Origin of the sequence: Porphyromonas pogonae (assembly GCF_036320655.1) — a bacterium.
Lineage (GTDB): Bacteria > Bacteroidota > Bacteroidia > Bacteroidales > Porphyromonadaceae > Porphyromonas > Porphyromonas pogonae.
Window position 1 is genome coordinate 2,144,614 of record NZ_CP143258.1, and the last position, 14,331, is coordinate 2,158,944.

Below are 14,331 nucleotides of genomic sequence, written 5' to 3' on the forward strand. Positions count from 1 at the left end.
AGCAATTTTTAAGCAGATAGGCCTGTTATAGGAAAAGATAAAGCAAAAACCGGAATGTACTTTGAAAATACATTCCGGTTTTGTTTGTATGATGAGACAGATCAACCCGCCCATCGCCAACTACAGATCAACTACGTCTTCCTGACTTTTTCTTGTTTTGGAATTTATCGAAGTAGTTGTTATCTCCTTTATCTCCACGTCTTCCACTACTGCGTCTTTCTCCTCCACGTTGTGAAGATCTGCTACCTTCTCCTTTATAATCAGAGCGTCTGCTCCTCCCACTATCAGAGAAATTCCTATCGCCATATGATCTTTTCTTCTTATGGCCCTCAGCAGGCTTGGTGTCTGCAAACTCTACGCTGATACGTCTTCCATCTACCTCAAACTTGTTTAAGCTATCTACTACCTCTCCGGCATCATGCTCATCTACTTCAAAGAAAGAAAAACGCTGCATCAGATCTATCTTACCTATCTTCACTCTACCAGGCACACACTTATTGATTAGTTCAATAAGTTTGTTGGGGTACATGTGATCAAGCTTACCGAAATTGATGAAAAGGCGTTTCATACCCTCTTCCACTTCACCGCCTTTACGACGACGATCAGACCTTGCATCGGCAGATGCAGTCCTTCCTTTTTCGTCAGCTTCCTCGATCTCTTCTGCTGTCTCATAGTAATCAAGAAGACGCTGAAACTCCAGTCCCATCATACGGCGGATAAGATCCTCCTTGTCTATCCACTCTAGCTTCCTAATGATGGTAGGTAAGAAAGTATCAAGCTTAGAATCATCAGAGATTTCAGTTCTTTCTATCTTATCTGCAAGGTTAAAAAGTTGCTTTTCGCATATAGCTTGTCCCGTGGGGATGTAAGCTCTTTCGATTTTACTCTTGATGATTTTTTCAATATCACGAAGACGCCCTCTCTCTCGGCTATGGCAGATAGCGATAGAGAGTCCTGTTTTGCCGGCACGAGCAGTACGTCCGCTACGGTGAGTATAGCTCTCTACATCATCAGGCAATCCGTAATGTATTACATGTGTAAGATCATTTACGTCCAAACCTCTGGCTGCAACATCTGTGGCCACTAAGATCTGCAGATTACGTATTCTGAACTTCTGCATTACATAGTCACGTTGGGCTTGGCTCAACTCACCATGAAGGGCATCGGCATTATATCCGTCTTGTATCAGATGATCGGCAATCTCTTGTGTTTCCTTACGTGTGCGACAAAACACAATACCGTATATATTGGGGAAAAAATCGGCAATTCTTTTCAGTGCAAGGTATTTGTGCCTTGCAGATACCATGTAATAGGTGTGCTTGATATTGGCATTACCTTCGTTTTTATTTCCCACCACGATTTCCTTGGGGCTATGCATATACGAAGCGGCAATGCGACTGATTTCTTTGGGCATGGTAGCAGAGAACAAAAGCAAATGCCTTTCATCCGGCACAGCAGCCAAGATATCTTTCAAGCTATCCATAAATCCCATATTGAGCATTTCGTCAGCCTCGTCCAGCACTACGGTGTTGATCTCCGAGAGAGAGACGGCACCTCTATTCATCAAATCCAATAAACGGCCGGGAGTAGCTACTACAACTTCTACACCTCTCTTGAGTGTCCTTATTTGCGTCTCTATAGATGACCCTCCATACACAGGTAATATTCTCACATGAGGGAGGTTTTTACTGAACGAAGTGAGATCATCTGCAATTTGCAAGCAAAGCTCACGTGTAGGACAAAGAACCAAAGCCTTGGGGTAACTGAATCCTTGCTTCTGATTATTTTGTTGATCTATTACGGCGATATTTTGAAGCAATGGCAATCCAAAAGCAGCTGTTTTGCCTGTACCTGTTTGTGCTAAAGCAATAAGATCGATAGGGTCTCCTAACAAAAAAGGGATTACTGCCTCTTGTACGGGCATAGGAGATTCGAAGCCAAGCTCAGAAATAGCTTGACAAATGGGACTGATAAGTCCTAATTCTTCAAATGTTTTCAAATGTTTCTAAAAAAATTAATATTGCAACAGAAAGCATCACTGCTCTCGAAGCAAAAATGAATAATGAGCTAACGGCTTCACACCGCTATGAATGAGAGATTACGACATAGGAAAAAGGTTGCCGACACATCCCTCAGCTCCTTCTTCATTCGTTTTAAACATATCAATGAACAATTGTAAATTACTCCCCCTTCGCAAATATTACCCGGAAGTATATTCAGCAACTGCTCTTACGTTGACTCCTGATCAGACGCACTCTTAGTACGGCTACAATAGCCGAGATAACCTCCATGATGCCTCAATGAATAGTCTTTATAAGTAAAACCTATCTTTTGCATCGTGAGTACAACCAATAAATCTCCTATCACAGTCATCACAGTAGTACTGGTAGTAGGAGTAAGCCCTAAGGGACAAACCTCTCGGGGATCACCCGTAGCCAAGCATACATCGACTTGCTGTGCTAACTCGCATCCGGATTTTCCGGTGATAAGGATTGCAGGTAAATCAGGAACTAAGAATTTTGCAAGATCCAGCAACTCCAAAACTTCCCGAGTTTTACCGGAATTACTTATAATAAGCAACACATCTTCCGGACGGATAATACCCAGATCACCGTGTTGCGCCTCACTGGGATGAAGAAAATAAGCCGGAGTACCGGTAGAGCTAAATGTAGTAGCAATATTCAGAGCTATCTGTCCGGCTTTACCCATTCCACTAGTAATGAGACGTCCTCCCTGACGATGAACACGATCAATAATCAATGATATAGCGGATTCATAATCGTTGTCTTTAGGGATCGATTTTATAGCTTCCGACTCAGCCTGAATGATTTCTTCTATAGTATAGTTATGTAAATTGCTTGTTTGCATGTCTTGCATATTCTCTTGCAAAAGTATTTATTAATTTTGTAACTTCAATTATAGATAGTGAATTATTTTAATGGAATATATTACTGAAACAATCTCTTCAGGACTAAAAATCATATTTATGCCCGAAGAAAGCCCTGTTACTTACATAGGATTTGGCATCAAAGTCGGCACCAGAAACGAAAATCTTCGTAAACATGGGCTTGCTCACTTCACTGAACATATGCTTTTCAAGGGTACTCAAAAGAGAAAAAGCGAGCAGATTATCTTCAGACTGGAGGAAGTGGGAGCAGAAATCAATGCTTTCACAACCAAAGAAGAAACATTCTTGTATTCAATACTACCTTCCCAACACTTCAACCGAGCTTTTGTTCTTATGGCTGACCTTATCAACAATAGCCGCTTCCCTCAAGAAGAAACTGATAAGGAAAAAGTAGTGATCATAGATGAAATTAATTCCTACAAAGACTCGCCTGCCGAACTTATATTTGACGATTTTGAAAATCTTCTTTTCAGAGGTCATGCTCTGGGACATAATATTCTAGGAACAGAAGCATCCGTAAAACGTTTTACACCTGAGATGGGACGTCAGTTTGTAAAAGAATTCTATACCCCGGACAATATCACTCTCTTTATTCAGGGCAAAGCCGAAATGTCCAGGATATGTGAGCTAGCCGAGTACCTCTTTCCTGCACAGCCCGTAATCTTAAAACAAAGCGACAAGGGTCTAAAGACTTTTTGCGAAAGAAGTAAAATAGACATACCTCTCTTGGTACACAAACGCAAAGGGACATATCAGCATCATATCATCATGGGAGCATATGCTTATTCTATGTACAATAACAAAAGGGTTACCCTCAGTTTGATCAATAACATTATCGGGGGGCCGGGAATGAATTCTCTCCTGAATATGAGCCTGCGTGAAACTCACGGCCTTGCCTACAATGTAGAGAGTAACTACACCGCATATACAGACATCGGTATGTTTACAATTTACTTCGGATGTTCAAAAGAAAATGCAGAGAAATGTATTGAGTTAGTGATTGAGGTGCTAAACTCTTTCATGAATACTCCCCTATCGTCAGACAAACTCATCAAAGCCAAAAGGCAACTCAAAGGACAACTCGCCATAGCTGCTGATAATAAAGAGAGTTCTTTCCTTTCCATGGGGAAAAGTATGATGCACTATGGCAAGTTTGATTCTTTGGAACAAATATATAAGAAAATCGATAACATCACAGCGCAAGATATTTCAGATGTTGCAGCAGAAGTATTGGATCCATACAAAATGAACAGGTTGGTATATTATTAACTTTTTAAGTAAAATTTATCTCTCTCACATGCAGTATATAGGGCAAACAACCTTTTATTGTATAAAATTGTTATAATTTCAGTATACATTATACTTTATAAATAAATCATATCATATGAAAAGGTTAATTGCTCAGTTTATTTTAATGACAGCTATTGTAGCTGCATATACAACAAGTGCTACAGCACAAAACAAAACCAAACCTATAGATCAGAGCGCAAAAAAAGACTTGAGTTTATACCCTAAGCCTAAGGCCGGAGAAACTCAATACATGACTATACTACCCACGGTAAAGAATCCTGAGGACTATTTGGTAGAAATATTACCGGCCAGGTATGACAGTGTAGATACATGTAACAAATTTTTACTTTTTGGCAAAATGATTCAGGCTTCTGTCAAAGGATATGATTATTATACTTATAAAGGAGATGGTGTGATTACAGGGACTCTGATGCTCTGTCCGGAAAACAAATTAGTCAGAAAGTGTATTACGGGAGAAGGAATCATGACACCATATACAGCAAAAACTCCCATCGTTGCATACGGAAACAAAAAAGTAAACATTCAATATATGATATGGAAGGGCAGTAAAAAGATAATGGCAGACAATGAGAAATCCAAACCATTATCCCCTTCTATCAAAGAAATGATAGAATATACTCCTAAAGAGATTAAAGGTTATGAAAAGTTCATCATATATATTCCAAACGATAAACAAAGTCAAGATTTATCGGGAAAAAAGGTTCAGATCATTCCGTCTAAATCTGCGCAAGTAGATTATTGTAATATACACTCCCTTTTAGGCGAACTCAAAGAAAAAACCGTAGAGGGTTACAGCTACCCTTATTACATATTCGAGTCGGATGGTGGTATAGTTTCGACTAGAATGGGGTGTAAAGACAATAAAACAAAAGAGGAATTAGTTACTAATAAAGGAGAGATTATTGATATTCCCATTGACAGTCCTATAGTAGTATTTGTACCACAAGAGATAAAGGTTCAATATAGAATATGGCAAGCCGGTAAACTCCATTCCATGCAAAAAGTAAAATAGAAATATTGTTTTCAAGTTTTTATTATTGATTAGGTTGTGGATAGGTCAGCATTTCATCGGGATGCTGACCTATTTATTTTATATCTCTCCCCCAAAAAGAGACTGTTGCATAGCAGGCAAATTACTGCGTTGCTTGCGAGATTCGCACTTGGTCATTTACCGGAAGTAAACTCCCTGTGCGCTCACTCTTAGCGCCTTGTACTTTATCCTCTCTGCCCGGTCAAAGTATCTTTTGTCGGTTTTGCCTCCAAAATCCACGAGACTGTTGACTTTTGCAACAGTCTCAAAAAAGGAAATCAGTACATAAGACGCCTTCAGGTTGCATAATTTGGAGTTCATAACCCGTATGCTATTATAACACATATCTTGTATATCACCGAGGTGTATGTGATTTATTCGGAGTACTCTTTATCCGGAAACTTCAGCAAAATTATCATTAAATCGAGCTATCTCCCCTAGACTTGATGACACTAAAGTATCATGGGATATGATGGATATTATTACCCTACTTTTAGTATAAGTTAATAAAAAAACACCATGAGCTCTTGACAAACGGGGGTAAGATGTTGTATCTTTGTCGGTATACAAATTAATTTATACATATATACTTTATGACAACAATAATAACTATAACAACACCCTCTTTCAAAACATTACCGACAAAAAATTATTTTTCCGACATACGCTACATGGACATGCACAGCTATGGATGTTACATTTTGTCACAAAGAGAGGATAAGTGATAAATATCAAATTGACATTTTGTAAAAATACACACTAAGATATTAATAAAGCCGTAAAGGAGATTTTCGCTCTCCTTTACGGCTTTATTAATTTGTGAGTGAAAGTCCTTTTTTTCTTAACTAAGCTGAAATATTTTTCTAACTAGGTTCCTCTTTTTTCTTAACTAAGCGTTTGCTTTTTTGTAGTTAGAAAAATAACAAAGCCTAACTAAGAAAATGATTCCACCTAGTTAAAGAAAAATCAGCAGTTTTTGGGGTGTCATATTGATATCATAATCCTTAAATCACCCATCACGGAGCATTATCAAAAAGATTGGATTTAGGCAAATTTACAAGCCTTTTGATTCACAAACAACCCCAAGCAAAACCATTTGTCAATAACAAAGCTGCGACTCCGTTCCATTATAAACAATAAAATTGTTACTATTAATCACATGTATTAAGGGTGTATTTCGTTATCCCAAGATGAGTTTACGTTTTTTTCACAACGGCGTTATGAACTTAGAAATCATGACTCTGATTGGTCAGAAGCGACTGTCAGCCCTATTTATGATGATATGATTATTACGCCTTTTAGGTAGGTTAGGTATTACTATTGCAGTGAGTATTATTATCACACCGATCCACTGAACCACTGTTACCTGCTCATGTAGCACAAATTTTGACGACAATACAGCTACAGGAAGTTCTGCAGCACCGAGTATAGCTCCCAATGATACCCCTGTAAGAGGTATTCCTTTGGAAAAAAGAAACGGTGGTATTACTGTGCCGAATATTGCGAGAGCCAGCCCCCATTTGATTAAGCCCTTAAAGAGAAGTCCATTAAAAAGAAAAGCCGGAGGAAATATGATGAATGTAATAGCACACGCACCTGTGATCATTAAAGCACTTTTATGAATTACATCAAGGTCATTGCCCACTCTACCACTTGTTATGATAAATATTGAATAAGAGAATGCTGCCAACAGACCATATATGACACCGGCGCCATTGAGACTTACTTTATCATTCATTATTCCGGCTGCAAGCACTGTCCCTATCAGAACAATCACAGCAGAAAATAATTGTGCTCTTGAAGGTCTTTTTCTGAATGCAACTGTTTCTATAAGCATACTGATCCAAACATTCTGCATCAGTAAGATAATAGCTATAGATGCAGGTATGAGTTTTACACATTGGTAATAGAATATTCCTACCAAACCGGTAAAAATACCTGCAAACATAACTTTCCAGGAAGATGTCTTATTTTTGGATGTTGTTTGGTGAGTGCTATTATGTATTTTTTGTTGTGATTTATTTTTTTTCAGCTGTTTTGTAACCCAATATACTAACCATAGAATGAGCATACCCAGCATAGTTTGGCTACCCGTTACTTCTCCCAAAGTATAGCCATAATCATATGCTGTTTTTACAATTGTAGATAAAATACCAAAGCTACAAGCTCCTATAAAAACCAATAAACTGCCTTTCAGTCTCTCGTTCATTTTTTGTGTGGATTTTTTCATAAACGAACCCAAAGTTACGGCTTATTTTATTAAGATCATAGGTCAGTACCCAATTATCACTTTAATCAAACAAACGGATATTACAACGAATGGTACTAGACTCTTTACCAAAGTCTAAATTTTGAAACTAAAAACAGAATAACCGGATCAATTTGTACACACAATATTAAGAGAAGACATCGTTTTGTTTTACACAATCTATTAAAGCCAGATGAATAAAATAAAAAAAATAAAATCGGATTTAGTTGGAAATCAAAATATACTTATTATATTTGTGGTGTACTAATCAAGTAGAACACAATGATAAATGTAAATAAATTAAGTTTCGCTTATGGGAGAAAGAGCAATCTCTTTGATAACATGTCTTTCTCATTGCCTGTAGGCAGCATCACAGGTCTTCTGGGACGTAACGGTGAAGGGAAGACCACCCTGCTCAAATTGATCTCAGCACAATTGCTGGCGTCGAGATCTCAGATTAATGTTTGCGGGTACGATCCCTATAATAGAGATATAGATTTTTTATCGCAAGTCTACTATTTACCGGAAGAGGTAAAATGTCCTAATATCACTATTCGGAAGTATTTCAATATCATTACACCTTTTTACCCTTCATATTGCCCGGAAGTGGCAGAAGACTTAATCCAAAATTTCAAACTGGATTGGAATATGAAGTTAGGAAGAGTGTCTCAAGGTCAAAAGAAGAAAGCTGTAATAGCATTGGCTCTTTCGCTGAGAGTTCCTGTATTACTGATGGACGAGCCTACCAACGGACTTGACATCCCATCCAAGAGTGCTTTTCGTAAGCTCATGGCTCGCTACATTACAGATGAGCAGATTGTAATCATCAGTACTCATCAAGTGAGGGATCTGGAACAACTCATCGATCGTATCCTGATGATGGATGAAAATAGCATCATCTGTAACGAAAGTATAGGCAGGCTGAGTAATCTCTTCTCATTCAAACAAACTCATGCAGGTGAAGCTATGCAACCACTATATACCGAATCCTCTATTTTGGGGAATGTAGGGGTCTATGAGAACAAAGTTGAGGATGAGACTCCATTTTCCATGGAATTGTTTTTCAACGGTATGATAGCCAACCGCGAAAAATTCTTGAGAATAATAAACAATTACGAAATTCAAAAATAATAGAGAGTATGAATGCTAAGACAAATAGTTTGCAAAGAATAGGTTTGTTGCTAAAGATGGAGTGGGACATCAAAGGAGTTTGGTTGCTGATCTTTTATTCCATCATGGCTCTCTGTATGGCAGGTTTTCAGGAAGTAAAATATTACACTACATTACAGAATTATACAGCACAAGATACTATGAAGTCCTTAATGCTCAATGCCAACGAAGGAAAATTTGGGTTCATAGCTTTTGTGTCTGTTTTCATATTCCTGATTACAATCAACAGACGAGTCAATAAACCCGAATTGGTAGCGTACCCTGTTTTACCTGCCAATGTTTGGGAGAAGTACGTGGTTATGTTTATAGAAGCTATTATTTTCTATCTACTGGCATGCTTCTTTACTCAATTATCCATCACGATTACTTACTTACTCCACTATAATATTTTTACCACCTATCACTTTCCCGGGCGTGATTTTCTTTTTGGTTATATGAATGGAGGATATCCCTGCATTAATCCCCTGTATATCTTTAAAGTATCATATGAATCTTGGATTATGGGAGGTTTATTATTAAGCACATTGCTATTCAGTGCCATTTCCATGAGCAAACCCATTATTGCCATTGTCCTCAATGGTATTGTATTATTTATAATAGGCATACTTTCAATAAATATACTACCCTATCTTCTCAAGGGTTTAGACATAAACCCCACCTCTTTGAATAATATATATGCAATCTCTAATGGAGTTATTGCCATTGTCTTCTTTATCTGGAGTTATCTAAAACTGAGAATGAAACAACTAAAACAATGAATTTATTAGAAGAAAAAGCCATATTCCTGCAAATCGTAGATCGCATCAAGGACCGAATACTCGAAGGCATTTATGTAGCTGATGAAAGGGTCCCTTCGGTAAGGGAGATCGCTGAAGAGATGGAAGTAAACCCCAATACGGCGATGAGATCAATAGAGCGCATGCAGATGGAAGGCCTGATATACAGTAAACGAGGGCTTGGATACTTTGTCTCGGCTAATGCTCTTGAAGTAATACTTGAGCAAAGACGTGAAAGGTTTAGAAAGGAAGTACTACCGGCACTCAAGCGAGAGATGAAAATGTTGGGTATAGACCCCAAAGAGTTAGAAATCGATTAAATACACTCAGCAACTGATTAACAATTAGGGAGCTACAAAAAACTCCCGATCATATATCCATCTACAAATCTTCTTGAAGGGATTTGTAGGTGGATTTTCTATAAAAACAAAAATAAAACGCCTCACCAACCCGAAACAAATCCAAATAACAACCCACAATAAATACTCAGCTGCCATTAGGATAGCATCCTCATTACAGATGAGCATCATTCACCACCTTTATCACTTAGGCTATTAGCCATTTAATCGGCACAAGGCACTCTAAAATAAATAGAAAATCAGTTTTATTCAACTGTTAGATAGCAGGTTATATACTTGCACCGCATAGCTCAGTTACTAATCTTTTCAATCCTACAGTAAGTATTAATATATATAAATGAATAGATTACAATACCTCTCATTTGTTTTTGGCATGCTTGCTTAATGCAAAAATAGTAATTTCGAAGCATTACAAAGCAAATTAGTGAGCACAAAATATCACAATTATCCAGATAAACTATAACTCTACATTTCGTCAGGATTTTACCCCCGAAAAGGGGCATAGTAGATTTCTATTTCTTATATTTGCTATAGATATAATAATATGTTTGTTTTTAGAACAATCGTAGCACTGTAAGTAAGGGAGATGCGCAAGAAATAACAAACAGATGCAAGTAGGCCCTTACAGGAAAGCTAGAGCAGAAATACGTTTCGTGTGAGATTTGGAGCAGAGCAATGACAAGTTCCACCTCTATAAACTTGTAAAGATCTTTAGTTCCTTGCCACGGTGGGTATTCCATTCTTATAAAATGAGAGTAGAAGAGTCTTTTATGCAAATGCTGAATCCCTGTACAATCTACATCAATAGAGTCGAAGATTTTAAAACTATCAAACTATGGGTATAGACCTCAGCTTAATTCTTCCCAATGACTGCGAGGATCTTTATGACAATGCACACGCTTTGGAGATCTTTTACAAAACAATATCTTGTATAAAGAAATACTTTGATGGGCGCGAAGGCTTTGTCGAGGGTATAGAGATATACAACTCTGACTCTCCTAATTGGGGCGAATACTGTAATCCTAACGAGGATCCAGGAGAGTATAGCTTTGAATTGCCCATTATCAATGCAACCTGCAACCTCAAGCAAGGGTATTGGGATATATGGCTTATGGCTCGTTACTATTCTTACTTTTGGCCTTGTTCAAAAGATATTAATGGGAATATCAGCCTATGGGCAAGAGATGATGCCTTCGATGCCGCTCGAATATTTGGGTTCTCCGAAGGTTGGGTTTGTGATGAGTACCATTCGTGGAATTCGAATCTTTACGAAGATAGAGCATCCAGCTTCAAGAAATGGTGTGCTTTTGGTAAAAATGAGAAAGATGCCAAGGTGTATGAATTCGATCTTAATATGTTTAAAGGAATTACCGACACGGAGCTCGATTTCCAAACTAAATATCACGACAACTTCAAGGAATGTCATGCTTTGGTGGCAACTTATGAGCGTCTCTACCCCGAGTACCGAATGCTTACTATAGGTAGACCAATTGGCGACTTTGCCTTAGCCTCTAAAGGCAAAGAACTATATGTGATCAATATCAAGACGGGCAAGAGCTTAACCCCTTTCCCGATAGATTGCTGTCATGCTAACTTTAATGGAGCTGGCTTTACAGTTTCAAAGGGGGCAGAGCGAGCATTCTTCAACAGAGAGGGTAAGCAGCTCACAGATTTTCGAGAAGGAAACTTCAGCTGGCGCTGGAGTCGGAAGCATCCTTATACGCAAGTAATTATAGACGATTCCTCTGAACGTCACTTTTTGAACGATGGTAGAGATGCAGCTCCAGAGGATGAATAGCCATAGATTTCTCAACATACACGATAGACTTTGGTAAATATACTTTAGGTCGTAAATAAGAATTATTGTAGTTGCATATTATATATGTGTATTGATGAGATCTCCAAGAACACAATGGGTACTTAGCTAGCCCAAAATTAGAGCAAAAGATATAGATCGTCAGAGAGCAAATCAAATTGGCACAAACTAAATATCCCCGAAAAGGGTATAGTAGATTTCTATTTCTTATATTTGCCACTGATAAGGTATATAATAGCTTTGGCGAAGTGTGCAGTGCACAGTGTGATATGCCTTGAATATGTACCCCAAAACGGCAAATCGTATACACATTCTCAAAACGTGTACCCTAAAAACGGATTTTGGGTACATATTTAGGGGGGAATAATCTCAAGAGAATAAATAAAATGGTTGCAAGGACAGTTATAACGCAGTACGTGAAAGAGATGCGCAAGAAATATAAATTGACGCAGGTAGGCCTCTCCGAGAAAGCAGGAGTGGGGCTACGTTTCGTATGTGAACTGGAGCAAGGTAAGACCACGCTTCGCCTCGACAAGGTCAATAAAGTCTTCGAACTCTTTGGCTCGGAATGTGGTTCTGTGCCGATGAAACGAGAGGGAGATTAAGTATGAATGAAATAATACAAAACAATATAATGGAAATTATTTTATCATCTTTCCTTATAATCTCTGGATGGGGAATAACCCATTATCTTGCACTTAAGAAAAGTGCAAAAGATAAAAAAAGAGAGGTAACAATCGAATATCTCATCAACGCATGGAGGACAATGGAGAGTGCGAGCAATAGATTGGATAATTCTCATAATGCAAAACTGGAAACAGCTATTGCTGATATTCAACTTTTAGGGACGCAAAAGCAAATAGAACTAGCCCAAAAATTTGCAGACCAAATAGCCCAAACAAGAAGCGGAGATACCTTAGAACTACTAATACAACTTAGAGAAGACCTCAGAATAGAGTTGGGGCTTAATCCTGTTAAACGAAATTTAAAGATTCTTCGCTTTGAAGTAGATCCTGTGCCGATGAAAATGAGAAGGAGATGAAGTATGAAGCAAGCTATTGTTTATTGGAAGACGCTCAAGGCCGACATTCTCACAGAAAGTGATGAGGGATATTCTTTTGTTTACGACCAAGGGTTCCACATTATAAACAAAAGACCTAAAAATTTGACATATACACCTAAAATTGCGACACTCTCCAATAAACGACGCCCAACAGACAGAGATGGCAAAAGAAAGGGCACTCACGGTGAGTGCCTTACTAATGCTTGGTGATGCTTACATATCGTTGCTATCAGCAATCATTTGCCGATGCAAAAGTGAGCGAAGATATTGTGCAGGATATTGTCTGATGTGATTTCATTGCCAGTGATTTCTCCCATAAGTGAAATACACTGGCGCAGATCAGGGCTTAGAAAGTCTCCTGAGATGCCATCGCTCAACCCCTCTCTGACACGTTCCAAAGCCTGCATTGCTTCTAACATCAAGTGATAATGCCTTACATTACTCACAACAATATCGCCTAATGAATTTTGAGGTAAAGCAGCTGATTGTCTTATCATTGCTTTGAGTTGTTCTATATGGTCTCCCCTTTTTGCGGATATGGCTATGATGGGTAAATCACGAAATTCTGTCGGAAAATATTTTTCGAGAGACTTAGATTGTTGTTGTATCTGATCACTCTTGTTCACAATCAGAATGACTGACTTATTCTCAATAATCTCTTGCATTTGAGAAGCAAAAGTCTGGTCAAAACTCTCATTGAGGTGCATTGCGTCTACGACCCATAAGACTATTAAAGCTTCGTTGAGTTTCTTGTAGCTACGTTGGATCCCTAGGGATTCAATCTCATCCTCTGTCTGGCGTATACCGGCGGTGTCTATAAAACGGAAGGATATTCCATCAATATTCATGACATCTTCTATTACATCCCTTGTGGTACCATGAATAGAGCTTACAATAGCTTTTTCCTCCCCTAAAAGACGATTGAGGAGGGTACTCTTGCCTACGTTGGTTGCACCCACAATAGCTACAGGAATTCCTTTTTTTATGGCATTACCAAGCCTGAAACTTTCAATAAGGACACTAAGCTTGTTATGGATTTCATCGGCCAAGTTACAAAGTTGAGAGCGATCGGCAAATTCTACATCCTCTTCACTGAAGTCAAGTTCGAGTTCCACCAAGGATGCAAACTCAAGAAGCCTATCCCTCAGAGCATCAAACTCGGCACTATACCCTCCTTTCATCTGATTCATAGCCATACGATGTTGCGATGCACTTTCTGAGGCAATAAGATCAGCTACGGCCTCGGCTTGGCTCAGATCCATCTTACCATTGAGATAAGCGCGTTTTGTAAACTCACCGGGCATCGCTGTGCGACAGCCTACTGTAAGATAAGCTTGTAATATCATTTGCTGAACATACAATGAACCGTGACAAGATATCTCGACAGTATCTTCACCGGTAAAAGAATGTGGAGCTTTGTACTTAATAGCAATAACTTCATCTATAACCACACCATCTTTGATAAAATTGCCGTAAATAGCCTTACGTATAGGAGCATCATCAAAAGATATTCCACCAATGGATGAGAAAAATTGTGAAGTTATACTGATCGATTGTGGACCGGATATCCTGATGACAGCTATTCCCCCTACTCCTGGGGCTGTAGCAGTAGCACAGATGGTATCTTCTTGTATATGCAATATCATAGCT

13 protein-coding genes are annotated in these 14,331 nt (G+C 38.5%); 9 read left to right on the forward strand and 4 right to left on the reverse strand.

The features are described from left to right. Positions 1-127: 127 nt before the first annotated feature. Positions 128-1,999, reverse strand: a complete 1,872-nt coding sequence (locus VYJ22_RS08475) for a DEAD/DEAH box helicase (RefSeq protein WP_329903537.1) — start codon at positions 1,997-1,999, stop codon at positions 128-130. Between the two features lie 230 nt (positions 2,000-2,229). After that, positions 2,230-2,868: an SIS domain-containing protein gene (locus tag VYJ22_RS08480; protein ID WP_329903538.1), complete on the reverse strand. Its 639-nt coding sequence runs from the start codon at positions 2,866-2,868 to the stop codon at positions 2,230-2,232. Positions 2,869-2,938: 70 nt separating this feature from the next. Here VYJ22_RS08480 and VYJ22_RS08485 point away from each other — a divergent pair, with 70 nt between their 5' ends. Beyond that, positions 2,939-4,177 carry a M16 family metallopeptidase gene (locus VYJ22_RS08485; RefSeq protein ID WP_329903539.1) on the forward strand — a complete coding sequence of 413 codons (1,239 nt, stop codon included), beginning with the start codon at positions 2,939-2,941 and terminating at the stop codon, positions 4,175-4,177. 115 nt (positions 4,178-4,292) lie between these two features. Beyond that, on the forward strand, positions 4,293-5,231 hold the full coding sequence (locus tag VYJ22_RS08490) for an ecotin family protein (RefSeq protein ID WP_329903540.1): 939 nt from the start codon (positions 4,293-4,295) through the stop codon (positions 5,229-5,231). A gap of 1,267 nt (positions 5,232-6,498) precedes the next feature. Here VYJ22_RS08490 and VYJ22_RS08495 read toward each other — a convergent pair. Beyond that, a complete protein-coding gene (locus VYJ22_RS08495; RefSeq protein WP_329903542.1) occupies positions 6,499-7,479 on the reverse strand; it encodes an EamA family transporter in 981 nt (326 codons plus the stop codon). Between the two features lie 300 nt (positions 7,480-7,779). Between VYJ22_RS08495 and VYJ22_RS08500 the strand changes: the two genes are divergently transcribed. The 7 genes from VYJ22_RS08500 to VYJ22_RS08530 all read left to right on the forward strand — a co-directional run bounded on the left by VYJ22_RS08500 (position 7,780) and on the right by VYJ22_RS08530 (position 12,891). After that, positions 7,780-8,628 carry an ABC transporter ATP-binding protein gene (locus VYJ22_RS08500; RefSeq protein WP_329903543.1) on the forward strand — a complete coding sequence of 283 codons (849 nt, stop codon included), beginning with the start codon at positions 7,780-7,782 and terminating at the stop codon, positions 8,626-8,628. Positions 8,629-8,636: 8 nt separating this feature from the next. After that, complete coding sequence (locus VYJ22_RS08505) at positions 8,637-9,425, forward strand: hypothetical protein (RefSeq protein ID WP_329903544.1); 789 nt, start codon at positions 8,637-8,639, stop codon at positions 9,423-9,425. After that, positions 9,422-9,763, forward strand: a complete 342-nt coding sequence (locus tag VYJ22_RS08510) for a GntR family transcriptional regulator (protein ID WP_329903545.1) — start codon at positions 9,422-9,424, stop codon at positions 9,761-9,763. Before VYJ22_RS08505 ends, VYJ22_RS08510 begins: the two co-directional genes overlap by 4 nt. An 874-nt stretch (positions 9,764-10,637) precedes the next feature. Next, the gene (locus tag VYJ22_RS08515; RefSeq protein WP_329903547.1) at positions 10,638-11,600 is read left to right on the forward strand and encodes a hypothetical protein; all 963 of its coding nucleotides are present in this window, start codon (positions 10,638-10,640) and stop codon (positions 11,598-11,600) included. A gap of 404 nt (positions 11,601-12,004) precedes the next feature. After that, the gene (locus VYJ22_RS08520) at positions 12,005-12,223 is read left to right on the forward strand and encodes a helix-turn-helix transcriptional regulator (RefSeq protein WP_329903548.1); all 219 of its coding nucleotides are present in this window, start codon (positions 12,005-12,007) and stop codon (positions 12,221-12,223) included. Between the two features lie 2 nt (positions 12,224-12,225). Continuing rightward, the gene (locus VYJ22_RS08525; protein ID WP_329903549.1) at positions 12,226-12,660 is read left to right on the forward strand and encodes a hypothetical protein; all 435 of its coding nucleotides are present in this window, start codon (positions 12,226-12,228) and stop codon (positions 12,658-12,660) included. A 3-nt stretch (positions 12,661-12,663) separates the two neighbouring features. Next, a complete protein-coding gene (locus tag VYJ22_RS08530) occupies positions 12,664-12,891 on the forward strand; it encodes a hypothetical protein (protein WP_329903550.1) in 228 nt (75 codons plus the stop codon). Positions 12,892-12,917: 26 nt separating this feature from the next. On the opposite strand, the gene mnmE is transcribed toward VYJ22_RS08530, so the two are convergent. After that, positions 12,918-14,327, reverse strand: a complete 1,410-nt coding sequence (gene mnmE / locus VYJ22_RS08535) for a tRNA uridine-5-carboxymethylaminomethyl(34) synthesis GTPase MnmE (protein ID WP_329903551.1) — start codon at positions 14,325-14,327, stop codon at positions 12,918-12,920. Between the last annotated feature and the right edge of the window lie 4 nt (positions 14,328-14,331).